The following is a 22,244-nucleotide window of genomic DNA, read 5'->3' as shown; positions in this document are numbered from 1 at the left end:
GCCAACCGCAAGATGACCGCCAAGGTCCTCAAGCAGCTGATCGACAAGACCGGCATCCCGTTCATCACCACCCAGATGGGTAAAGGTGTGGTCGACGAGCGCCACCCGCGCTTCCTCGGCAACGCTGCGCTGTCGTCGGGTGACTTCGTGCACCGCGCCGTCGAAGCCGCTGACCTGATCGTCAACATCGGCCACGACGTGATCGAGAAGCCGCCGTTCTTCATGGTCCGTGGCGGTACCGAAGTCATCCACATCAACTTCCGCTCTGCCGAAGTCGATGCCGTGTACTTCCCGCAGGTGGAAGTGATCGGCGACATCGCCAACGCTGTGTGGCAGATCAGCGAAGCGCTGAACGACACGTCGCACTGGGACTTCACCCGCCTGATGGCCATCCGTGAAGCCAACGAAGCACAGATCGCCGAAGGCGCTGATGACAACCGCTTCCCGGTCTACCCGCAGCGCCTGGTGGCCGACATCCGTCGCGTACTGCCGTCCGAAGGCATCGTTGCCCTGGACAACGGCATCTACAAGATCTGGTTCGCCCGCAACTACAAGGCGCACAAACCGAACACCGTGCTGCTGGACAACGCCTTGGCCACCATGGGCGCCGGCCTGCCATCGGCCATGGCGGCGCACCTGGTGCACCCGGACCGCCCGGTGATCTCGGTGTGCGGCGACGGCGGCTTCATGATGAACAGCCAGGAGCTGGAAACGGCAGTACGCCTGGGCATGCACATCACCGTGGTGATCCTGCGTGACGATGGCTACGGCATGATCCGCTGGAAGCAGGCCAACATGGGCTTCACCGATTTCGGCCTGGACTACGGCAACCCGGACTTCGTCAAATACGCCGAAGCCTACGGTGCCAACGGCCACCGCGTGGAAAGCGCCGAAGGTCTGCTGCCACTGCTGGAACACTGCATCAAGACCCCAGGCGTGCACGTGATCGACTGCCCGGTCGATTACAGCGAGAACGACCGCATCCTCAACAGCGAGCTGCGTGAGCGCGCGCTGGCGGTGTAAGCACCGAAGACTGTATCGCTGGCAAGCCGGCCCCTTCAGGTTTCTCAAGATCCTGTAGGTGCCGGCGGGTGCTGCATAACAACCCCCTCACGCATCTTGCAAATGCTCATGCTCAGGTTCTTCAACTCATGGAGAACACGAGAGCATGACAATTGGTTCTACACACAATCACCCCGCCAATCTGACCATCGACCCATCACTGCCGATGCAGCCGTGGGCCGCGCGTTTCCCTAACCCCCCAGATCTCTGCTTCGACTACCGCCGCTTGATCGAACAAGAGGGAGGCGTTGCACGGGCCACACAGCCCGAACATCGCATTTGTATTGTCGGCGCCGGCGTTACCGGATTGACTGCGGCCCGGGAATTATTGCGCTGTGGTTTTAGCCGTATCACCTTGATCGAGCAGTCCCGGCGTGTAGGCGGGCGACACCTGACAGTCGTGAACAGCTCTGCAAGCCACAAGCAACCTGTCACTCCTTTTGAAATGGGGGCCATGCGCATGCCTTTCTTCAATAGGACAGGAGAATCACCTAAAGACGGCCGCTCGCTTATGGCGTATTACGCCAAGCTGTTTGAGCTGCGGATTTCTGATTTCCCCAATCCAGGTACACCTTGGGTGAATGCCACCGGTATTTATCTTCGCGAAGGGCAAATACAAGGTGAGGGTGACCCGGTGCTATTGGTCTGGCGTAATCCGTCAGGGGAAACACCACCACCGTCGGTTGTCTTGCAGCAGGTCTACGAGAAATGGCGCAGCTTTGCTGAGCGGTTTGCTGAACACGTTTCCACTGTTTATGGCACGCAAAGCTGGGAGTCGACATGGCGGGACATCGTTGAACGCTATCACCGCCTGTCCTTCAGGGATTTGGTGCATTTGCCCGCCCTCGTTGCCTGGGATCCTGAAAACCCCGGTGACTTTGGCGGTTTGGGCATGAGCAGTGATGAGTCAGCGATTTTCTATGCAATCGGTATTGGCGACGGCAGCTGGGGAGCATTTTATGATGTTTGCTGCTTGTACCCGCTACGTACGGCAATCTTTGGCTTCAGCAGTCATTTGCAGCTGGTGCATGGCCGTGTGGACGCAACAGGTATGCCTTACGCTGCTCCGCATTTTGAAGCCAAAAATGTTCCAGATAGCAGAGGATTGCCGTTTCAAGGACCCGCCTATCTCGGACTTGCGGCCATGGACGAAAGCCTTTTGTACCTGGACGTCGGCATGGGAGGGATTTCGCTTTATGACCATCTGCTGAAAAGAGATGACGGGCTGCTGACAGATACGTCCGTGTGCGCGGTGCAGAAGTTGGAAAATGGCCGAGTCAGGGTCGGATATCGTTGGCAGTGCAGTGATCCGATACACGGGACCACCGAGTACCAAGACTTTGACAGCGTGATCATAACCACGCCGTCATGGCTGATCGAAACCAACATCCGCCTCAGCGGCTTCACCCGCCAGATGTTGCCTCAGTCGATTATCGATGCCTGGAAGCATGCCCACTGGGAGATCAGTTGCAAAGTCTATGCGCCGCTGAAGAAAAGCTTTCTCGACCGCAAGCCGATGCCGCAAATCCTGATTACCGATAGCTTTGTGCACGATGTCTATGCCTATCGATACAACGACAGCTACCCCGATGACTGCATTCTCCTCAGTTACACCTGGGAGGATGATGCAACGAAATTGGCAGCCTTCTCTGATGAGGAATTGGCGACCAAGTGCCTGAAGGAGCTCGATCGGATCCTTCTGCGGTGCACCAATGTGGGTGAGGCGATATCGCCCTACATCGATACTCGAAACATTCGCATACAGCGTTGGAGCACAGACCGAAATGCGCTCGGGTGTGCGAAGTTGTATAGGGCAGGTACCTACTTTGATGCGGTGAGCCTGATGAAATACAACCGTGATCTGAGCGCGAGCTCAGGGTTGTATCTGGCTGGAGAGTCCTTCTCAGTTGACGCCGGGTGGACAGAGCCGTGTTTGCGCACGGCAATTGATACGGTCATCAACCTCTGCAACAACACTTCAGCGCAATTCAATGGTGGCTTTACCCTAGAGCACTACCCACATTATCAGCTTGGGAAATAGCGGCGTACGGGGCATTTTGTAGGGGGAGTCCTACTGCGATCATGTGATTTTCCTTCGGTCCCATAGGACCCCCCTGACTGTCCCTCCCAGGCCCAACATCGCTTTACTGGCGTCCTTCCAAAACAACCACAAAAAGGAAGCCGCCATGTCTGAATCCTATTCCCCCGTCAGCCCTGTACGTATCGCTGTCATCCAGTACGATCCCCAGGTCGGTCTTGAGCATTGTGAGCGAAACCTGGATAGAGGGCTGGCACTGGCCCGGCGCGCAGCAGGCGAAGGCGCCAACCTGATAGTGCTGCCTGAGCTGGCCAATACCGGCTATACCTTCAACTCCCGCGCCGAAGCCTATGCCCATGCAGAGACGCTGCAGGACGGCCCCAGCCTGAAAGCCTGGGCGGATTTCGCAAAGGAGTACCAAGTTTACCTGGCCGCAGGTTTTTCCGAGCGCGACGGGCTGAAGCTCTACGACAGCGCCGTACTGTTTGGCCCTGAAGGCCGGCTCGGGCACTACCGTAAGGCTCATCTCTGGAACCAGGAAAAACTCTGGTTCACCCCCGGCGATCTGGGATTCCCGGTATTCGAGACGCCGATCGGTCGTATAGGCCTGCTGATATGCTGGGACATCTGGTTCCCGGAAGTCCCGCGTCTGATGGCGGCGCAAGGCGCCGACATCATCTGCAGCCTCAACAACTGGGTATGGACCCCGCCACCATTGTTCGATGAAGCAGGGCGCTGCATGGCCTCGTACCTGACCATGACCGCAGCGCATGTCAACAACGTTTATATCGCCGCCGCGAACCGTGTCGGGAGCGAGCGGGGCGGGCGCTTCCTGGGGTGCTCGCTGATCGCCGGTACCAATGGCTGGCCGATTGGCGAAGTAGGCAGTGCAGAGTCCGAAGAAATTCTCTATGCGGATGTAGATCTGAGCAGTGCACGCTCGGCGCCGATCTGGAACACCCTCAACGACCTGCCACGAGACCGGCGTACCGACCTCTACGATGCCAGTCTTGGCTACCGCTTGCACGCGCCCATGCCACGTTGAGGAGTCGCAGATGAACACGCTACTCTTCTCAGGACAGCAGCGTTGGCCTGTGTTGATTTTTGCCTGTCTGCTGGTGGTGCTCGCTGCGAGCCTTGCCCATGGCCAATGGCCGGATTATGCAGTAATGGTGGCGACGCTCGATCAGCCCCTGAGCCGCTTGCGCTGGATCGTCGGTGATATCAGCGAAGTGGCATTTTACAAGCACGAGCTGCCCGCACTGGGCTTGCTGCTGGGCGCTTGCCTGGCGCACTGGGGCCATGTGCGAGGGTATCGCTGGCAGGGCTTTGCCATTTGCTATGGCAGCGGGTTATGGCCATGGGTGTTCACCAGTTCGTTCTTGGGCTTGCTGCTCAGCCACGCGTTGTGGGGCTGGACCTTGGCCAGTGGCGACTGGCAACCCACCTTCGTCGCCTTCGTGTCATTGCCGGCGGCCATGGTGTTGCTGTTTGGTGCGGGCTGGCGGGTGGCGATCACAGGGGCGGTACTGGGGGCTCTACTGGTCACACCGGCCAGCCTGCTGATAGTCAACTACCTGTGCTACCCCCTGCAGTTGCCCGTAGTGGTTGGCAATGTGAGCGGCATGGCGGTTGCCAGTGTCGTGGCCTTCATCCTGTGCAAGCGCTTTCCTTCATGGGTACGCCAAAGCCGCGTAGCCACCGTAGTGGCGCCGGTCGTCAACCCGCCAGACTACGGTGTGGTCTGGACCTTGCGGCGCGTGCTGGCCGATTTCAGCGAAGCGCCATTCTTCGGCAATGAACTGGCCAGCCTCGGGCTGCTGCTGGGCGTGTTGCTGGCTTACCTGTTGGCCCCGGCTGCACCGTCGTACGGTTCAATGCTGGTGATGCAGATAGTGGCCGGGCAGGCCTTGGCATCGCTGGTTGGGGTCGTATTCTGGCGAGGTCAGTGGCAAGCCCGTGGGTGGTACCCTACCTACATTCCGATTGTCTCGATCGTTCCGGCCGCAGTGCTGACGCATGGCGGCAGCTGGCAAGTGGTGGTGGCCAGCGCAGTACTGGGTGCGCTGGTGGCTCCGCCGCTGGCAGTGGCAATCACCCAGCGGTTGCCGGCTTATGTGCATGGCTACATCGGCAACGTGATGTCGATGGCCATCAGCACGTTGGCGATCGTGCCTCTGATCGGGTTACTTGTGGGGGGAGAAGCATGACTGAACATTCGAGCCTGCCCAGGCTGTCGATCGCTAGCCTGGGGGGCACGGTCAGTATGCAGGCCCAGGCTGTTGGGTGTGGTGTGACGCCAACCCTGGGCTGCGAGCAGCAACTGCTTCAGGTGCCACAGTTGCGCGAGATGGCGCAGTTGAACGTTGCTTCATTGTGCCTGGTCCCCAGTGCATCGCTGGACTTCGCGACGCTGCTGGACGTGCTGGCATGGGCCCGGTGCGAGGTGGAGCGCGGAGCCCAGGCCTTGGTAGTGAGCCAAGGGACCGATAGCCTGGAGGAGTCGGCTTATTTCCTCGATCTGCTATGGCCATTCGATGCGCCATTGGTGATGACCGGTGCCATGCGCTCGGCCAGCCAGCCGGGCAATGATGGGCCGGCCAACCTGTTGGCTGCGGCTCAGGTGGCATTGGCACAAGGCAGCTGCGGGCGAGGTGTGCTTGTGGTGATGAATGACCAGGTCCATCGCGCGGCAAGGGTTCGCAAGACGGCCAGCATGGCGATAGCCGCGTTCGAGTCGCCGGGATGTGGCCCATTGGGCGAAGTGGTGGAGGGGAAAGTGGTCTATCGCCATCCGCCAGCACGAGGGGAAGTGCTGCCCGTACCGCATCGCACCGACCAGCGCGTTGCCCTGCTGGAAGCCTGCCTGGACGCAGACACGGCGCTGCTGCAGGCTGTGGCTCCATTGGGTTATGAAGGGTTGGTCGTTGCCGGCTTCGGCGCTGGGCATGTTGCCGCTAGTTGGTCCGATGTGCTGGAACAGCTGGCGCCCACCTTGCCTGTAGTTGTTGCCACACGCACAGGTAATGGGCCTACCGCCCGGGCAACCTATGGGTTTGCGGGCGCAGAAATCGACCTGCAGAAAAAAGGCGTATACATGGCAGGGCACCTCTGCCCGCGCAAATGCCGAATCTTGCTGTGGCTGTTGATTGGCACCGATAGGCGACATGAGTTGCACGACTGGTTGCACGCCTGAACCATCTGCCCGCGCGGTAGTTCACGCGGGCAGCCCTTCCGGCGTTGCTGTGCTAGGGTGCACACACTTTTGCTTCCCAGGATTCTCACCCATGCTCCCCGTACTCAGCGAAAAAGAACTCGACCGTCTCGAAGACCTGTTGATCACCTACGGCAACGACTATTCCGTGCTGAACCTGGCCGAACTCAATGGCTTTTTCACCGCGCTGGCCAGTTCGCCGGTCGCCGTCTTCCCGGAGCAATGGCTGCCCGCAGTGGCCGGTGGCAAGGTGCCGAAGTTCAAGAAGCCTGCGCATGAAGAAGCGTACACCGCGTTGATGTTGCGCTATGCCGATCAGGTGAAAGAGGCATTGACTGAAGACGTCGACCACTTCGAGCCGCTGTTCGAGGAAAGCGAGGGTGAGGGTGGCACTGTGATCGTCATGGAGGAGTGGTGCTTCGGCTATATGCGCGGCACCCAGATTGCCGGTTGGGGCGAGTTGCCGCCGGAGCAGGACCTATTGCTCAAGGCCATTTCGCTACACGGGCTAGAGGACAACTTCGAGCTGCTGGACCAGATGAGCGAAGCCGATATCCAGGCCTGCGTTCCGCAGGTAGTTGAGGCCGCACGGGGGCTGTTCCGGTATTTCAAGAAGCTGCACTGACCTGATATTCGTTGGCTCGCGGCCCCTGCACTTACCTGCACATCTTTTGGAAACCATTATTGCGCCCCGCGAAATTATGGTTTCCCTTGCGCACTGATTCTGCTGCCAGCCGATCCAGTGCAGCATAGGTTCCACCAGCCCATCCCGGTGCTGATCAGGAGCCAAACCCATGTCGAACCCGATCAAGCTCTACAACTTCCCCAAGTCTGGCCACGCCCATCGCATCGAATTGATGCTGTCGCTGCTCAACCTGCCCACCGAGCTGGTGTTCGTCGACCTGGCCAAAGGCGCGCACAAGCAGCCGGATTTTCTGGCCCTCAACCCGTTCGGCCAGGTCCCGGTTATCGATGACAACGGCACGGTGATCGCCGATTCCAATGCCATCCTCGTCTACCTGACCAAAAAGTACGACAACGGTAACTGGCTGCCCGAAGAACCCGCTGCCGCCGCCCGTGTGCAACGCTGGTTGTCGGTGGCTGCAGGCCCGCTGGCCTTTGGCCCCGCTGCTGCGCGCCTGGTGACCGTGTTTGGTGCTGCGTTCAACACCGACGAAGTCATTGCCCGTGCCCATACCCTGCTCAAGGTGATCGACGCCGAGCTGGCCAATGCGCCATTCCTGGCGGGCAGCACGCCCACCATCGCCGACATCGCCAACTACTCGTACATCGCCCACGCCCCCGAAGGCAATGTGTCGCTGGAGCCCTATGCCAACGTGCGCAGCTGGCTGGCACGCATCGAGTCGCTGCCGGGCTTCGTGGCCATGCCACGCACTGTGATCGGGCTGCAGACCAGCGCCTGATACCTCGCCTTCGAGAGGAACGCCACCATGCAACAGCCCCCGGACCACCGCCCCTCGCCCTGGCATGCGGGCGAGAAAACCCTGCAGGAAAAGGTCGGTGTAGCAGAACGCATGGAGGCGTTCGGGCAAAAGGTCATTCGTGACTACATGCCCGACCAGCACCGTAGTTTCTATCACCAGTTGCCGTTCATGGTGGCCGCCAGTGTGGACGTTCTTGGCCGGCCTTGGGCCACCCTGCTGGAAGGGCCGGAAGGGTTCGTCAGCTCGCCCGACCCTCGCGTGCTGACGATCGACACCACGCTGCCAGCAGATGACCCCGCCACCCCGGGGCTGGTAGCCGGGCAGGCGGTCGGCCTGCTGGGTATCGAACTGCACACCCGTCGGCGTAATCGCATCAACGGGCAGATCCGCCAGGCTGCAGAAGGACAACTGCAGGTGAGGGTGGAGCAGTCGTTCGGCAACTGCCCGCAGTACATCCAGTTGCGTGACTGCACCCGCGTTGCCGAGCCCGCCCAGGCGCGTGTCGATGCGACCACACTGGATGCCACAAGCGTCAGCATGATCCAGGCTGCCGACACGTTCTTCGTCGCCAGCTATGTCGAGCAAGGTGACGGCCAGCGCGCTGTGGATGTTTCTCACCGTGGCGGCCGGCCAGGGTTCGTCAAGGTCGAGGGCAATCGGCTGATCATTCCCGACTACGCGGGCAACCTGCACTTCAACACCTTGGGCAACTTGTTGGTGAACCCGCGGGCCGGCTTGCTGTTCATTGATTTCCGCAACGGCAACGTGCTGCAGCTGTGCGGGCGTGCCGAGGTGCTGCTGGACAGCCCGGCCATCCAGGATTTCGAAGGCGCCGAGCGGCTGTGGACGCTGGAGGTGGAGCAGGTAGTGTGGCGCCCGGCTGCGGTTTCCCTGCGCTGGGCGTTCAAGGAATACGCACCGACCAGCCTGATGACTGGCACTTGGGCCGAGGCCGACGCACGCCTGCAGCAACGCCAGCGACAGCGCCAATGGCAAGCCTGGCGTGTGCTGCGGGTGGAGCAGGAGAGCCGCGATATCCGCTCGTTCTACCTTGAACCGCCCAGCGATAGCCGCGTGGTCTTTGCGCCAGGGCAACACATTCCGGTACAGGTTCAGATCGATGGTGAGGCCGCGATGATCCGGACCTACAGCTTGTCGAGCGCACCGTCCGATGGCTACCTGCGTATCAGCGTAAAAGCGCAGGGCCCCGCCTCTCGGCACCTGCATGAGCGCGTCAAGCCAGGGGATGTGCTGGATGTGCGCTCGCCTATGGGCAGTTTCACGCTGGATGAGCAGAGTACACGCCCGCTTGTGCTGATTGGCGCGGGCGTGGGTATCACGCCATTGCTGGCCATGCTGCGTGAGCAGCTGAGCAAAGGGCAGGCACGGCATATCCATCTGTTCCATGGCGCTCGCACCCTGGCCGACCTGCCATTCGGGCAGGAGCTGGCAAGCTTGCGGCAACAGGCTGGCGGCTTGCTGCACGTTCATCGCGCCCTGAGCCAGCCAGAAGACCATGCCGTGGCCGGGCAGGATTATGAGTTTGCCGGCCGACTGGGCATCGAGCAGGTGAAGGTGACGCTGGCGCTGGATGACTACGATTTCTACCTGTGCGGCCCAGGCAGCTTTACTCAGGACCTGTATGAAGGGCTGCGCACTGTGCACGTGCCGGATGCGCGCATTCACGCTGAAGCCTTTGGCCCGTCGACGCTGCGGCGGCACACGGAAGCAGGCCAGCCCACCTTGCAACAGCCGCCTGCGGCCAGCGAGCCAGTGCCTGTGTATTTTGCAGCGTCGGCCAAGGAGGCGCGCTGGGCACCAGGCAGCGGCACCCTGCTGGAACTGGCCGAGGCGCGTGGGTTGGCGCCGGAGTTCAGTTGCCGGGGTGGGTCGTGCGGTACCTGCAAGACCAGGCTGGTGAGCGGCCAGGTGCATTACCCGAACCCACCGGCAGAGCTCCCGGAGGCGGGGTCGGTGCTGATCTGTTGTGCGGTGCCGGCGCAGGTTGAGGAGGGGATACAAGCGCTGGTGCTGGATATCTGATATGCCTGTCCTGGCCTCTTCGCCGGCAAGCCAGCTCCCACAGGGATCGCACATACCTTGAGTTCAATGCGGTCGAGGTGGGAGCTGGCTTGCCGGCGATGAGGCCAAGGCAGGCAGCACAAAGCGCCCGGATAACCGATAATCCCGGCACCCCCAAATACCCAGGAGCCCGCATGGACCAGATCCACCTGATGAAGGTGTTCGTCGCGGTAGGTGAGCTGGAGAGCTTCGCCGCCGCCGCGCGCCGCCTGGACATTTCCCCGGCCGCCGTCACCCGCGCCGTCAGCGCCTTGGAGGACCAGCTTGGCGTGAAGCTGCTGCTGCGCACCACCCGCAGCGTGCGCCTTACCGAAGCCGGCGGCCGCTACCTGGAGGACACCCGGCACATCCTGGCCAGCATCCACGAGGCCAACGAGGCGGCCGCTGGCATCAACGCCACCCCCAAAGGCGACCTGGCAGTTACCGCCCCGATCCTGTTCGGCAAGAAGTTCGTCATGCCCTGTATCGTCCGCTACCTGCAGCAGTACCCGGACGTCGATGTTTCCGCCTACTTCCTCGACCGTGTGGTGAACATGGTCGAGGAGGGCATGGACGTGGCCGTGCGCATCGGTCCGTTGCCCGACTCCGGGTTGAAGGCGTTGCGGGTCGGCAGGGTGCGGCGCATGTTGTGTGCGTCCCCCGACTACCTGGCGCGCCATGGCGTGCCCAAGCATCCCTCCGACCTGGCCGGGCATGCGGTGATCGGCACCACCAACCTGTCGCCCCGTGCCGGCTGGCGCTTTGGGGTGACAGAAGAGCCAACCCTGGTGCGCATGAAGCCGCGCCTGACGGTGACCAGCAATGACGGGGCGATCGCGGCCGCCAGTGGCGGGCTGGGGATTGCCCGCCTGTTGTCGTACCAAGTGGCCGATGAGCTGGCCAGTGGGCAGTTGCAGGTGATCCTGGCGGAGTACGAGGAGGCGCCCTGGCCGATTCATGTGTTGCATCGCGAGAGCAAGTACGGCTCTGCCAAGGTCAGGGCCTTCATCGACATGCTGGCGCAGGCGCTGCGGGCCCAGCAGCTGGATTGAGATCGTACAACGCAGGGTGAAACATTAAGAAATAATAAGTGTTGTACGATGACTTATGACGTGGCACTCTTTCGCCTGAAACAATTTGTCGCAAATGCCTCTGCCGGTGTTCGCGCCAATCGCTCGCCACACTAAAAACAAGAAATTCAGGTGAACCATGAAGATGAAAGGCATCCGTTGGTGGATGGTCAGCCTTGTCACGGCTGGGCTCGTCGTCAACTACCTCGCCCGCAACACCCTCTCGGTGGCCGCCCCCACCTTGATGACCGACCTCTCCATCAGTACCGAGCAATACGCCAAGATCGTTGCCAGTTGGCAGGTGTGCTACGCCCTCATGCAGCCGGTAGCCGGCTGGTTCATCGACTTCATCGGCACCAAGCTGGGCTTTGCCGTGTTTGCCATGGCCTGGTCACTGGCCTGTGCTGGCGCGGCCCTGGCCACCGGCTGGCAGAGCATGGCCTTCATGCGCGGGTTGCTGGGCATGACCGAAGCCGCTGGCTTGCCGGCCGGGGTCAAGGCTACCACCGAGTGGTTCCCGGCCAAGGAGCGCTCGGTGGCGATCGGCTGGTTCAACATCGGCTCGTCGCTTGGCGCCTTGCTGGCGCCGCCGCTGGTGGTGTGGGCGATTCTGCACAGTGGCTGGCAGCTGGCGTTCGTGATCGTTGGCGCCTCGGGCATTGTCTGGACCCTGCTGTGGATGCTGTTGTACAAGCACCCGCGTGACCAGAAGCGCCTGAGTGATGAGGAGCGCGACTACATCCTGGCCGGGCAGGAAGCGCACTTCAAACAGGACAGCCGCGAGAAGGGCGCTTGGAAGCGCATCTTCAAGGCCCGCAACTTCTACGCCATCGCTTCGGCGCGGATCCTCTCCGAGCCGGCCTGGCAAACCTTCAACGCCTGGATTCCGCTGTACCTGATGACCGAGCGGCACATGAACATCAAGGAAGTGGCGATGTTCGCCTGGCTGCCATTCCTGGCTGCCGATATCGGCTGTGTGCTGGGCGGGTATCTGAGCCCGCTGTTCCACCGCTACTTCAAGGTGTCGCTGTTCACCTCGCGCAAGATGGTGCTGGTGTTCGGTGCCAGCTGCATGATCGGCCCGGCCTGCATCGGCCTGGTGGAAAGCCCGTATACGGCGATCCTGCTGCTGTGCATTGGCGGGTTTGCCCACCAGACGCTGTCAGGGGCGTTGTACTCCATCACCTCCGACTCGTTCAGCAAGGACCAGGTGGCCACGGCGACCGGCATGGGCGGCATGTGCGGTTACCTGGGGGCAGCAGCGTTTACCCTGGTGTTCGGCATTCTGGTCACGCAGATCGGTTACAGCCCGCTGTTCGTGGTGCTGGCGGCGTTCGATATCGTGGCAGCAGTGCTGGTGTGGAAGGTGGCCCGGGAGGTGCGTGGCGAGCCTTCGGTCACGCCGATGGCGAACCCGACCGGGGCATTGGCATAAGGTTTGAAATTCAGGGGCCGCTTTGCGGCCCATCGCCGGCAAGCCAGGCTCCCACAGGTACTGCACAAGGCTTGAGGTCTATACGATCAAGTGGGAGCTGGCTTGCCGGCGATGGGCTGCGCAGCAGCCCCCATCAAGGCAACACAATCAAAGGGGTCGATACTGCATCCTGAACCCCAGGCTCATCCCTTCCCCCTGCTGCAACAACCGCAACCCCGGCCGCCCTGGCAGGTGATGCGCATTGACCGGGTGGCTTACCGGTTCAAAGCAGAAAAAACCTTGCCCCTGCGGGCAAAACAGCAAGAAGTCTTCAGCCCCGCTGGCACTGCACGCCAGTCGATAACCCGCGCTTGGCTGTTCGAGCACACACTCTCCCGGCCAGCCACTGAAGGCGTGATCGACCACCGTGTCGGGCAACCGGGCCAAGGCATTGAAGCACCACTGCTCGGGCACCTCGGCCTGGTACGACGGCAACCGCCCATGCTCGGCCAGCCATACTTTGCGCGCCGCGGCATACAGCTGGGTATCGGGATATCGCGGAAAGTAAGGATGCAACCCCAACCCATACCAGGTAGCCGGCTCATCCAGGTGGGTTACATGCAGGTCCAGGTTCAGGCACCCCTCATGCAAGTGCACATCCAGCGTTGCCTGGTAGGCAAACGGCACTTCACTGTGCAGCCTCAGGCGGGCGCGTCGCTCGCTGTGGTGCTCCACCTGCCAGGCCTGCTGCCAGGCGCTGCCATGAATCGGGTAGGGGTCGTGCCCGGTATTGGGCGTTAGCGCCTGCCAGCCATCCGGGCGAGCGAAGCCACCCTCGGCAATGCGGTTGGACCATGGCGCCAGCGGGTAACAGGCCAGGCGTCGCGGGGTGCCACTGGCCAGCGCGGCCGGGTCAGAATGGCGCAGCAGCGCTTGCCCGGTCGCTTTCACTTCCCAGTTGACCAGGCTGGCGCCCAGCTCCGGCGCCAGGCTCAGGCGGGTCAGGCGGTCCTGCAGGTGCAGTTCGGTCACAGCCATTCAAGGCTCCTTTCACATGAACAATCAACTGGCCCGACGGTAGGTGAGCAGCACGATGCCGCACACCACCACGGCGCCGCCGAGTAATTGCAGGTTGCCGAGCTGCTGGTCGAGCAACGCCCAGCCCAGCAACAGCGTGGCGATGGGTTCGACGTTCATCACCGGCGCGTTCTGCGCCATGTTCAGCCTTGGCACACACACGAATAGCAAGGTAAAGGCCAGGCCATACAGCACCACCAGGCTGGCCAAGGCCACCCAGCCGGCGCTGCTGCCAGGTAGTGACAAGCCGGACGGCATCACGCCGCTTGCGCCTGCAACCAGCATGCTGGAGAACACGATCAGCAAGGTCAGCAGGCTGCGCACAGGGCCGCGCACGCTGGCCAGCTTGTGGTCGGTGATCCACAAGGCGCAGGCGAAGGCACAGGCGGCGCCGAAGGCCAGGCCGACCCCTAGCGCCCAGTGCGGTTTGGCCGTGTCGCTGTCGGCAAGGCGTGCCGGCACATCCAGCGCCAGCACCAGGCCGCACAGGATCAGGCCCATGAACAGCACGGTGCGGCCGGTGGGGCGTGCGCCACCCAGCGCCCAGGTGAGCAGCGCCAGCAGCATCGGGAAGGTGTTGCCCACCAGCAGCGCCAGGGCTACCGGAATGCGCGCCACCGCCGAGTACAGGCACAGGCTTTGGGTGGCGATCAGCAGGCCCAGCAGCAGCTGCCAGTGCCGCGTGCCTGCCGGCAGGCCCAGCGCCTGGCGTTGCCACAACAGCAGGCAGGCCAGTACTAGCAAGGTGATGCCTGAGCGGCAGAGAATCGCCAGCAGCACGCCGGTGCCGTCATCGAAGGCGATGCGCGCGGCGATGTGGTTGCCTGCGAATGAACAGGCCAGCAGGGCGAGCAGGGCGATGGCCAATTTGCGCGGGAATAGAGGTACTGCCGAGGAGGGAACAGCCATGTGCAGGATCCATTTGCAGAAAGAACCAGAGGGCTGCTTTGCAGCCCATCGCCGGCAAGCCAGCTCTCACAGGGGGTGCGCAGGGCTGGAAGGCTGCACAATCCTGTGGGAGCTGGCTTGCCGGCGATGGGGCGCAGAGCGGCCCCGATTACAGTTACAGCACCACGCTAGGTAGCCACAGGGAGATGGCGGGAATGTAAGTAACCGCCATCAGCACCAGGAACAGCGCCAGGTAGAACGGCAGCAGCGCCTTCACCGTCGACTCGATGCTCACCTTGCCGATGGCCGAGCCCACGAACAGCACTGCGCCCACCGGTGGCGTTATTAGCCCGATCCCCAGGTTCACCAGCATGATCATGCCGAAGTGCACCGGGTCTACACCAATACCGGTAATCACCGGCAGCAGGATCGGCGTGAGGATCAGGATCAACGGCGCCATGTCCATCACCGTACCCAGCAGCAACAGCATGAAGTTGATGCACATCAGGATCACGTAACGGTTGTCCGACAGGGTCAGGAACGCCGTGGTGATCTTCGACGGGATCTGCATCAGCGTCATCACGTAGCCGAAGCTGGCGGCAAAGCCGATCAGGATCATCACGATGGAGATGGTCCGTACCGTGCGGTGCATCAGCTTGGGCAGGTCGCGCCATTTGTAGTCGCGGTAGATGAACATGGTCACGAAGAATGACCACACCACTGCCACGGCTGCCGATTCGGTCGCGGTGAACACGCCCGACAGGATGCCGCCGAGGATGATGACCATGGCCATCAGGCCCCACAGCGCCTCACCGGCAATTTTCAACGCCTGGCGCAGCGGGATCACTTCGCCCTTGGGGTAGTTGCGCTTCTTCGCGAAGATCAGGCACAGGCCCATCATCACCGCGCTCAGCAGCAAGCCAGGCATCACCCCCGCCATGAACAGCGAGGCAATGGATACCGTGCCGCCCGCCGCCAGCGAGTACAGCACCGAGTTGTGGCTGGGCGGGGTCAGCAGCGCCTGCACCGAGCCACTGACGGTCACGGCGGTGGAGAACTCGCGCGGGTAGCCTTTGCGCTCCATCTCCGGGATCAGCACCGAGCCCACCGAGGCGGTATCGGCTACCGACGAGCCTGAAATCGCACCGAAGAAGGTCGAGGCCATGATGTTGACCAGCGACAGGCCGCCACGCACGAAACCCACCAACACCCCGGCAAAGGCCACCAGCCGCCGTGACATGCCGCCTTCGGCCATGATCGCGCCGGCCAGCACGAAGAATGGAATGGCCAGCAGCGAGAACTTGTTAACCCCACTGGCCACCTGGATCATCATCGCCTGCAGCGGGATGTCGATCCACCAGGCGCCGATCAGCGCCGACAGGCCCAGGGCGTAGGCCACCGGCATGCCGATCAGAATGAGCACGATGAAACTGCCCAACAGAATGAACGCTTCCATTTACGCAGCTCCTTCGTTTTCTTCGACCAGATCAAAGCGCACGACCTTGCGGTTGCTCTGATCGCCCAGCAGGAGTTTTTCCAGCACGAACACCAGCGTCAGCACGCCGCCGACCGGGATCGGCGCGTAGGTCATGCCCACCCGCACGCCGGGCAGCGAGGCCAGCGACTGGTTCCAGGTGGTGATGCACAGCCGGGTGCCGTAATAGGTCATGAACACGCACACCACGATCATCAGCAGTTGTACCAGCAGGGCGACCAGCTGGCGCTGCAGCGGCGGCAAGCGGTCGGTAATCATCCCCACCGCCATATGCGCGCCAGCGCGATAGCTGGCGGCGGCACCAACAAAGGTGAACACCACCATTAGCAGGATCGAGACTGGCTCTGGCCAACTGGAGCCGGTGCCCAGCACGTAGCGGGCGAAGATGCCCCACGGGATGATCAGCGTCATGGCCAGGATCGACAGGCCCGCGATCCAGATGCAACTGCGGTACAGCGTGTCGTTCACGCTCAGGAAAAGCGATTTCATAGGCATCACCAAAGCGGCAGGGCGGCGGGCGCCGCACTGCCGAGGTCGTCTTGGAAGGGGCTGGTATTACTGGACGGCGTCGATACGCTTCATCAGGTCGGCGTACGGCGCGCCGTACTTCTCGCGTACCGAAGCGGTGGCGTCATAGAACGGCTTCTTGTCCACGGTAATGAACTCGACACCAGCGGCCTTGAGTTTCTCTTCGCTGGCGGCGGACTTGGCGTCCCACAGTGCACGCTCTTCCATCTGCGCCTCACGCGCGACCTTCTTCACCAGTGCCTGCTGCTCGGAGCTGAGTTTGTTCCAGGTGGTCTTGGACATCACTACAGGTTCCGGCAGGATCAGGTGGCCGGTCAGGGTGTAGTACTTGGCGCTCTGGAAGTGGTTGTGCTCAAGGAGGGTAGGCGGGTTGTTCTCGGCGCCATCGATCACCCCTGTCTGCAAGGCGCTGAAAATTTCCCCGGTGTCCATGGCGATGCCGTTGCCGCCCATGGCGTTCATCATGTCGATGAACAGCGGGTTGCCCTGCACGCGAATCTTCATGCCCTTGAGGTCTTCCAGGCTGCGTACCGGTTTTTTCGTATAGATGCTGCGCGAGCCGCCGTCCATCCAGGCCAGGGCCACCAGGTTGAAATCGGAGTTGGTGATCTTGTCGAGGATTTCCTGGCCGATCTCGCCGTCGATGATCTTGCGCATGTGATCATGGTCGCGGAACACGAACGGCATGTTGAACACATTCACATCCGGTACTACCGGGCCGACGATCCCTAAGCTGACACGGGTCATCTGCACGGCGCCGATCTGTGCCTGTTCGATCACTTCCTTTTCCGAGCCCAGCACACCGCCGGCGAACATCTTGAAGGTGATGTCGCCATTGCTGGCCTGTTCCAGCTTTTTACCCATGTTCTGTTCGGCGACCACGGTCGGGTAGCCGGCTGGGTGAATTTCGGCGAACTTGATGTCCAGTGCCGAAGCAGGCATGGCCACGCTGAAGGCGAACGGGAGTACGGCAAGGAGCAGCTTGCGTTTGAATGTCATGATGAAACTCCTTGGTTTTTATTATCCGGTTTCGTGTGTGCAAGTGTGGGTGCGGCAAGGGGCGTCAGCCCCGGTAGGCAGGTTCCTCCAGGCCCTTGGTGCCAGGGTTGAGCGCAAATACCCCGCCAGCCAGGGGCTGGTCGCTGAGGTCTGTGCCTGCGGGGCGGATGGAGGTGACGTACAGGGTGTCGAGGTTGGCGCCGCCAAAGGCGCACATTGCCGGCTTTTTCACCGGCACGCTCAGTGAGCGGTCAAGGCGGCCCTCAGGGGTGAAGCGATGGATCTGCCCGGCGTCATTACCGCAGACCCAGTAGCAGCCATCCTGGTCGATAGCGGCGCCGTCGGGGCGCCCGGGGTAGCCGCGCATGTCGACGAACAGCCGCTTGTTGTAAGGCGTGCCGCTGTCGATGTCGTAGTCGAAAGCCCAGACCTTCTGCACGTTTGGGTGCGAGTCGGACAGGTACATGCGCGTGCCGTCGGGGCTGAAGGCCAGTCCGTTGGGTACGATCATGCCGTCTTGCTGCAGGTGCAGCTGGCCCTCTCCATCATGGCGGTACAGTGCACCCACGTGAGCACCTTGCTGCATGTCCAGCAGCATGGTCCCGGCCCAGAAGCGGCCCTGACGGTCGCAGCGGCCATCGTTGAAACGCATGCCGGTCTGGGCGTGCTGCACGTTGCTGAGCAGCCGGCTGTCCAGGCTGCCGTCCGCCTTGGCCTGGAGCTGGAAGATGCCGCTTTCCATACCCGCAACCCAGCCCTGACCGCTGCGGGCGATGCAGGCCAGCATCTCGTCGCCTTGCCAGAACTGGTGCTTGCCATCAGTCGCCTGCCAGCGGTGCAACTGGCGGGCAGGAATGTCGACCCAATACAGGGCCTGTTCGCTGGCGTGCCACACGGGGCTTTCGCCGGTGCCGTTGCGGGCGTCGACAATCAGTTCGCAGTTCATGGCCGTGCCTCCTGGCGTGCGTGGGTTTAGTTGAACGGGCCGGCCACGGCGAAAGCGCCGCCCTGGTAGACCATGCTCGGGTCATCCGCGGCGGGCGCCGGCTGGGCTTCCACAGCGGCGCGGAAGCGCTCGGAGCTGTCCTTGGGCTCATAGCCAAGGTGCTCGGCATAGCGGTTGTCCCACCACACGGTGCGGTTATCGGAGGCGCCGTAGACGATGGTGTGGCCAACGTCGGGCGTGAACAACCCGCGCTCGATCAATTGCACCAGGTCGTCGTAGCTCAGCCAGGTGCAGAGCATGCGCGGGTTCTGCGGTTGCGGGAACGAAGAGCCGATGCGAACGCTGACGGTCTCGATGCCGTAGCGATCGAAGTAGAAACTGGCTACATCCTCGCCGTAGCACTTGGACAGCCCGTAGTAGCTGTCGGGGCGGCGCGGCGAGTGGGCGTCGATGCGCTCGTCCTGGCGGTAGAAGCCAATGGTGTGGTTGGAGCTGGCGAAGATGATGCGCTTCACGCCATGCTTGCGTGCGGCCTCGTAAACATGGAACACGCCGCAGATGTTTGGCCCGAGGATGTCTTCGAAGGAATGCTCGGTGGACACACCGCCGAAGTGGATGATGGCATCAACGCCGTCAACCAGCGCATGTACCGCAGCCTTGTCGGCCAGGTCGCAGGTAATTACCTCTTCATGCGGGCCTGAAGCAGGTGCCATCGGGCTGATATCGGAAAGGCGCAGGACCTCGGCGTAGCCTTGCAGGCGTTCGCGAAGGACCTTGCCCAGGCCGCCTGCGGCTCCGGTGAGCAGCAGGCGATTGAGGGGGGTAGTGGTCATGGCCGGCTCTTGTTGTTAATTGTTGTAGGTTGTCGTATGACTTTGCTGATTATTGGCGGTGGATTCGGCTGTTGTCAATGACAACTCAATGACTGTTTGGCGTTATGCGCGGTCCTTGTAGGAGCGGCCTTGTGTCGCGAAAGGGCCGCAAAGCGGCCCCGGCAATCCTGCGTTAAGGCCAAGATCCTGGGGGCGCTTCGCTCCCCGATCGCGACACAAGGCCGCTCCTACAAGGGCCGGCGTCAAGCTTTACAGCAGCGACAACGGGTAGTTAAAGATCAACCGGTTCTCATCGAACTCGTTATTGCTGTAATCCCGCCGAATCGACGAATTTCGCCATTTCACGCTCAGGTCCTTGAATGCCCCGCTCTGGATCACGTACGCCAACTCCGTTTCACGCACCCACTCCTTACCATCGGTCACCACCCCGCTGTGCACGTCGCGCCCGCTGATATAGCGGTTCATCAGGGTCAGCCCCGGTACCCCGACGGTCACAAAGTTGAAGTCATGACGCACCTGCCACGAACGCTCGTTGGCATTGTCGAAGCTGGAGTTGTAACTGTCGTTGGCCAAAGTCCCGCCACTGGTGCCGTTGACCCGCATCCAGGTATCGCCATCGACTTTCTGCAGCCCCACCCAGAACGTGCTGCCGCCGTACTTGGCCGAGAACATCCCCGAGTAGGTTTTATTGTCCAGTTCGCCAGCGCGTTCGGAGCCGTCCTCATCGCCATGGAAGTAGCCCAGGTTGGCACCCAGGGTCCAGTCACCCACCGGCTGGCTGTGGCTCAGTTGCAGGTACTGTTGCTGGTACACGTCCTTCAGCACCGCATTCCACAGGCCCACCAGCGTGCGGTCCTGGTTGAACTTGTACTCGCCGCCGACGAAGTTGAACCGGTCCGACACGCCAGCGCCGTAGCTCATGTCTTCCATGCTGGCGTCGTTACGCGGGCTGTTGCCGCGGAACTGGCCGCCGTACAGGGTCAGCCCTGCGATTTCATTGGAGGTGACCTGCCCGCCTCGGAATGTCTGCGGTAACGAGCGACCGTCGTCCGAGCGAAGAATCGGCAGCACTGGCATCCACTCACCAATCTTCAGCTCGGTCTTGGAAATACGCGCCTTGCCCGCCACCGCCAGGCGCCCGTAGTCGTCTGCCGGCTTGCCATCGTCATGGCGGGGCAGCAACGCCGTGCCGTAGGTCCCGCCGCCGCCGTCGAGCTTGACCGACCACAGCCCCAACACATCCACGCCGAACCCGACCGGCCCCTCGGTGAACCCCGAACGGGCATCGAGAATGAAGCTTTGCGTCCACTCCTCGGCCTTGCTTTGCGGGTTGCTGGGGTTGGTGAAGTTGCGGTTGATGTAGAAGTTGCGCAGCCCGAGGGTGGCCTTGCTGTCCTCGACAAAGCCCGCAGCCAGGCTGGTGCCCGGCAGGCCGGCGATGACCCCGGCGCCAAGCAGGGCGAAAGGCAGGGTATGGCAGATTCTCATTATTGTTGTGCTCCCGAAGGGTATGGCAGCCCGTCCACCGGGCACGCACAAGCGGCCTGCGGCAGGGGCGGGTAGTTAACGGGCCGGTGAGGGCCAGCGGTGAATGCGCGGTAACCCGTCGCTACGTACTGGCAGGTGTACGCGAGCTGGCCGGGTGAAGAGGGGTATGCAACAGACGTGGGTGGAACGGGATGGGTGTCGACATAGGATCGTCCACTGATTGTTGTTTTTGTTATGTGTTGTCGTACAACTGTGGGCGATTATTAGCAAGGGGGAGGCGGGCTGTCAACGGCTGATAGCTGAGCAGGGAGGGTCCCAGTCGCTGCATTCCACGGCCCGTACGCGGGACATGGTTTACAAACCAAATCCGATTGGCTGTGGACCCTGCCGCTAGCCTGCGCTATCTTCAGATCTGGCCTCGCCCTCGACCACGTAGACTGGCATGTCCAGTCCCGGCATCCTCGTTGGTGCCGTACCCCTCCTGTCGGCGTGGGCGGGGCCTCTTCCTTTTTCGCAATGCTCCCCGACTGATATCAAGCGCTCCCTGGCGCCACGGCCACCAGCTATCTTGGCACATCCCCCCTGCTACGCGATTCCCTGTAGGAGCGGCCTTGTGCCGCGAGAGGGCCGCACAGCGGCCCCGGCAAACAATCCGCCATTGCAGAATCCCCAAGATCAGTGCATCTAATCACAGTCGTCTTTACATGAGGGCCAAGTCATGGCTTCCATCAACATCCGCGTCGACGATGATCTCAAAGCCCGCGCCTACAAAGAGCTCGAGCGCCTCGGTGTAACCCCCTCCGAACTCATGCGACAGGCTCTGCAATATGTAGCTGAGCGGGGCAAGCTACCCTTCAGGCCAGTCTTGATGACCGAGGAAGATGAAGACCTGATTGCTACCGTACAAGAGCGGCTTGCTTCTGCGCAGCGCGTGAGGGTCCAGCTGGATGACCTATAGCCTCGACTTCGATGCCCGCGCATTGAAAGAGTGGAAGAAGCTGGGCGATACCGTGCGTCAGCAGTTCAAGAAGAAACTGGCAGAGGTCCTGCTGAACCCTCGAATCGAGGCAAACCGCCTTCACTCGCTGCCAGATTGCTACTAGATAAAGCTTCGCAGCAGCGGGTATAGGCTGGTTTATCAGGTCATTGACCAAGAGATCGTGGTTTTTGTCGTCGCTGTCGATCGCCGTGAAAGAGACCAAGCTTACAAAAAGGCTGCTGAGCGCCTTGAGTAGGCTTCAAGAATTTAACAGTCCCAAGGCTGCAATCTCAGGTAAACACAACCCCAAAGCTGGAGCTCTACTTCTGAGGGAGCGGGCATGCCCGCGAAGAATCCGACTCGGTGTATGGCACCGGCTGCGCCGGTGTTCGCGGCGGCTCGACGCCTCAATGAACCCGCTCCCACAGGTCCTCTGTCAGCCCAGAGGGCTCATTGCTAAGTCAGGCAGACCAGCTTGCCAGGTAACCCCGGCAAACTGCGATCTCTGTGGGAGCGGGTTCACCCGCGAAGAGGCCAGCACAGGCAAAATTGCCCGCTAAACCCCATGCATCCGAAGCGCCCGCTGCGCACACTCTCGCCAACTCAATTTGCGCTTCTCCACCGGCCCCGGCAGTTCCACTTCCCCGGCCAGCATGATTGGAATCTAATGAAAAAGCCCAGCAGTCAATTGAGTGATTGGATCTGGC

The 22,244-nt window shown here is 61.7% G+C and carries 19 protein-coding genes and 1 pseudogene; 12 read left to right on the top strand and 8 right to left on the bottom strand.

Annotation, left to right across the window (positions count from 1 at the left end):
* The 10 genes from E8E78_RS28320 to E8E78_RS28275 all read left to right on the top strand — a co-directional run.
* Window positions 1–1,023 (top strand): acetolactate synthase large subunit (locus tag E8E78_RS28320; RefSeq protein WP_280313834.1); only part of this gene is annotated, 1,023 nt, incomplete at its 5' end.
* A gap of 145 nt (window positions 1,024–1,168) precedes the next feature.
* A complete protein-coding gene (locus E8E78_RS28315) occupies window positions 1,169–3,103 on the top strand; it encodes an FAD-dependent oxidoreductase (protein ID WP_280314604.1) in 1,935 nt (644 codons plus the stop codon).
* 145 nt (window positions 3,104–3,248) lie between these two features.
* The gene (locus E8E78_RS28310) at window positions 3,249–4,145 is read left to right on the top strand and encodes a nitrilase family protein (RefSeq protein WP_280314602.1); all 897 of its coding nucleotides are present in this window, start codon (window positions 3,249–3,251) and stop codon (window positions 4,143–4,145) included.
* 10 nt (window positions 4,146–4,155) lie between these two features.
* Complete coding sequence (locus E8E78_RS28305; RefSeq protein ID WP_063424770.1) at window positions 4,156–5,310, top strand: hypothetical protein; 1,155 nt, start codon at window positions 4,156–4,158, stop codon at window positions 5,308–5,310.
* Window positions 5,307–6,296, top strand: coding sequence for an asparaginase (locus tag E8E78_RS28300; protein ID WP_280314599.1), 990 nt, complete (start codon window positions 5,307–5,309; stop codon window positions 6,294–6,296). The genes E8E78_RS28305 and E8E78_RS28300 overlap by 4 nt, the downstream gene beginning before the upstream one ends.
* A 91-nt stretch (window positions 6,297–6,387) precedes the next feature.
* Window positions 6,388–6,939: a UPF0149 family protein gene (locus E8E78_RS28295; RefSeq protein WP_063424766.1), complete on the top strand. Its 552-nt coding sequence runs from the start codon at window positions 6,388–6,390 to the stop codon at window positions 6,937–6,939.
* A 169-nt stretch (window positions 6,940–7,108) separates the two neighbouring features.
* On the top strand, window positions 7,109–7,738 hold the full coding sequence (locus E8E78_RS28290) for a glutathione S-transferase (protein WP_049275912.1): 630 nt from the start codon (window positions 7,109–7,111) through the stop codon (window positions 7,736–7,738).
* Window positions 7,739–7,765: 27 nt separating this feature from the next.
* Entirely contained in the window at window positions 7,766–9,802 is a 2,037-nt protein-coding gene (locus E8E78_RS28285) for a pyridoxamine 5'-phosphate oxidase family protein (protein WP_280314596.1), read from the top strand.
* 173 nt (window positions 9,803–9,975) lie between these two features.
* Entirely contained in the window at window positions 9,976–10,872 is an 897-nt protein-coding gene (locus E8E78_RS28280; protein WP_049275914.1) for a LysR family transcriptional regulator, read from the top strand.
* A gap of 157 nt (window positions 10,873–11,029) precedes the next feature.
* Complete coding sequence (locus tag E8E78_RS28275; RefSeq protein WP_049275915.1) at window positions 11,030–12,325, top strand: MFS transporter; 1,296 nt, start codon at window positions 11,030–11,032, stop codon at window positions 12,323–12,325.
* A 147-nt stretch (window positions 12,326–12,472) separates the two neighbouring features.
* Here the strand turns inward: E8E78_RS28275 and E8E78_RS28270 are convergent, their stop codons facing one another.
* The 8 genes from E8E78_RS28270 to E8E78_RS28235 all read right to left on the bottom strand — a co-directional run bounded on the left by E8E78_RS28270 (window position 12,473) and on the right by E8E78_RS28235 (window position 20,558).
* A complete protein-coding gene (locus tag E8E78_RS28270) occupies window positions 12,473–13,342 on the bottom strand; it encodes an aldose 1-epimerase (protein WP_084967121.1) in 870 nt (289 codons plus the stop codon).
* Window positions 13,343–13,366: 24 nt separating this feature from the next.
* Window positions 13,367–14,290 (bottom strand): DMT family transporter, encoded by a 924-nt coding sequence (locus E8E78_RS28265; RefSeq protein WP_280314591.1) that lies wholly within the window; start codon window positions 14,288–14,290, stop codon window positions 13,367–13,369.
* Between the two features lie 154 nt (window positions 14,291–14,444).
* Window positions 14,445–15,725: a TRAP transporter large permease gene (locus tag E8E78_RS28260; protein ID WP_016488692.1), complete on the bottom strand. Its 1,281-nt coding sequence runs from the start codon at window positions 15,723–15,725 to the stop codon at window positions 14,445–14,447.
* On the bottom strand, window positions 15,726–16,253 hold the full coding sequence (locus tag E8E78_RS28255; protein WP_003254832.1) for a TRAP transporter small permease: 528 nt from the start codon (window positions 16,251–16,253) through the stop codon (window positions 15,726–15,728).
* Window positions 16,254–16,319: 66 nt separating this feature from the next.
* On the bottom strand, window positions 16,320–17,291 hold the full coding sequence (locus E8E78_RS28250; protein WP_156858718.1) for a TRAP transporter substrate-binding protein: 972 nt from the start codon (window positions 17,289–17,291) through the stop codon (window positions 16,320–16,322).
* A 64-nt stretch (window positions 17,292–17,355) separates the two neighbouring features.
* Window positions 17,356–18,237 carry an SMP-30/gluconolactonase/LRE family protein gene (locus E8E78_RS28245; protein ID WP_049275917.1) on the bottom strand — a complete coding sequence of 294 codons (882 nt, stop codon included), beginning with the start codon at window positions 18,235–18,237 and terminating at the stop codon, window positions 17,356–17,358.
* A 26-nt stretch (window positions 18,238–18,263) separates the two neighbouring features.
* Entirely contained in the window at window positions 18,264–19,070 is an 807-nt protein-coding gene (locus tag E8E78_RS28240) for an NAD(P)-dependent oxidoreductase (protein WP_280314584.1), read from the bottom strand.
* Between the two features lie 249 nt (window positions 19,071–19,319).
* Window positions 19,320–20,558 (bottom strand): OprD family porin, encoded by a 1,239-nt coding sequence (locus tag E8E78_RS28235; RefSeq protein WP_016498292.1) that lies wholly within the window; start codon window positions 20,556–20,558, stop codon window positions 19,320–19,322.
* A 718-nt stretch (window positions 20,559–21,276) separates the two neighbouring features.
* Between E8E78_RS28235 and E8E78_RS28230 the strand changes: the two genes are divergently transcribed.
* Both E8E78_RS28230 and E8E78_RS28225 read left to right on the top strand, forming a co-directional pair.
* Window positions 21,277–21,516, top strand: coding sequence for a type II toxin-antitoxin system RelB/DinJ family antitoxin (locus tag E8E78_RS28230; protein ID WP_023047837.1), 240 nt, complete (start codon window positions 21,277–21,279; stop codon window positions 21,514–21,516).
* A pseudogene (locus E8E78_RS28225) lies at window positions 21,506–21,793 on the top strand (type II toxin-antitoxin system RelE/ParE family toxin). The gene E8E78_RS28230 and the pseudogene E8E78_RS28225 overlap by 11 nt, the downstream one beginning before the upstream one ends.
* Window positions 21,794–22,244: the final 451 nt, after the last annotated feature.

Source organism: Pseudomonas sp. BN505 (assembly GCF_029873175.1).
Lineage (GTDB): Bacteria > Pseudomonadota > Gammaproteobacteria > Pseudomonadales > Pseudomonadaceae > Aquipseudomonas > Aquipseudomonas putida.
Note: the sequence above shows the minus strand (reverse complement) of the source record. Positions and strands in the feature narration are given on the sequence as shown.

Bases quoted from the DNA above. Each gene is read 5' to 3' on its own strand.
- E8E78_RS28245 (WP_049275917.1), bottom strand. From the start codon at position 18,237: ATGAACTGCGAACTGATTGTCGACGCCCGCAACGGCACCGGCGAAAGC.
- E8E78_RS28310 (WP_280314602.1), top strand. From the start codon at position 3,249: ATGTCTGAATCCTATTCCCCCGTCAGCCCTGTACGTATCGCTGTCATC.
- E8E78_RS28260 (WP_016488692.1), bottom strand. From the start codon at position 15,725: ATGGAAGCGTTCATTCTGTTGGGCAGTTTCATCGTGCTCATTCTGATC.
- E8E78_RS28230 (WP_023047837.1), top strand. From the start codon at position 21,277: ATGGCTTCCATCAACATCCGCGTCGACGATGATCTCAAAGCCCGCGCC.
- E8E78_RS28270 (WP_084967121.1), bottom strand. From the start codon at position 13,342: ATGGCTGTGACCGAACTGCACCTGCAGGACCGCCTGACCCGCCTGAGC.
- E8E78_RS28305 (WP_063424770.1), top strand. From the start codon at position 4,156: ATGAACACGCTACTCTTCTCAGGACAGCAGCGTTGGCCTGTGTTGATT.
- E8E78_RS28265 (WP_280314591.1), bottom strand. From the start codon at position 14,290: ATGGCTGTTCCCTCCTCGGCAGTACCTCTATTCCCGCGCAAATTGGCC.
- E8E78_RS28255 (WP_003254832.1), bottom strand. From the start codon at position 16,253: ATGAAATCGCTTTTCCTGAGCGTGAACGACACGCTGTACCGCAGTTGC.
- E8E78_RS28300 (WP_280314599.1), top strand. From the start codon at position 5,307: ATGACTGAACATTCGAGCCTGCCCAGGCTGTCGATCGCTAGCCTGGGG.
- E8E78_RS28250 (WP_156858718.1), bottom strand. From the start codon at position 17,291: ATGACATTCAAACGCAAGCTGCTCCTTGCCGTACTCCCGTTCGCCTTC.
- E8E78_RS28240 (WP_280314584.1), bottom strand. From the start codon at position 19,070: ATGACCACTACCCCCCTCAATCGCCTGCTGCTCACCGGAGCCGCAGGC.
- E8E78_RS28235 (WP_016498292.1), bottom strand. From the start codon at position 20,558: ATGAGAATCTGCCATACCCTGCCTTTCGCCCTGCTTGGCGCCGGGGTC.
- E8E78_RS28285 (WP_280314596.1), top strand. From the start codon at position 7,766: ATGCAACAGCCCCCGGACCACCGCCCCTCGCCCTGGCATGCGGGCGAG.
- E8E78_RS28275 (WP_049275915.1), top strand. From the start codon at position 11,030: ATGAAGATGAAAGGCATCCGTTGGTGGATGGTCAGCCTTGTCACGGCT.
- E8E78_RS28315 (WP_280314604.1), top strand. From the start codon at position 1,169: ATGACAATTGGTTCTACACACAATCACCCCGCCAATCTGACCATCGAC.
- E8E78_RS28290 (WP_049275912.1), top strand. From the start codon at position 7,109: ATGTCGAACCCGATCAAGCTCTACAACTTCCCCAAGTCTGGCCACGCC.
- E8E78_RS28295 (WP_063424766.1), top strand. From the start codon at position 6,388: ATGCTCCCCGTACTCAGCGAAAAAGAACTCGACCGTCTCGAAGACCTG.
- E8E78_RS28280 (WP_049275914.1), top strand. From the start codon at position 9,976: ATGGACCAGATCCACCTGATGAAGGTGTTCGTCGCGGTAGGTGAGCTG.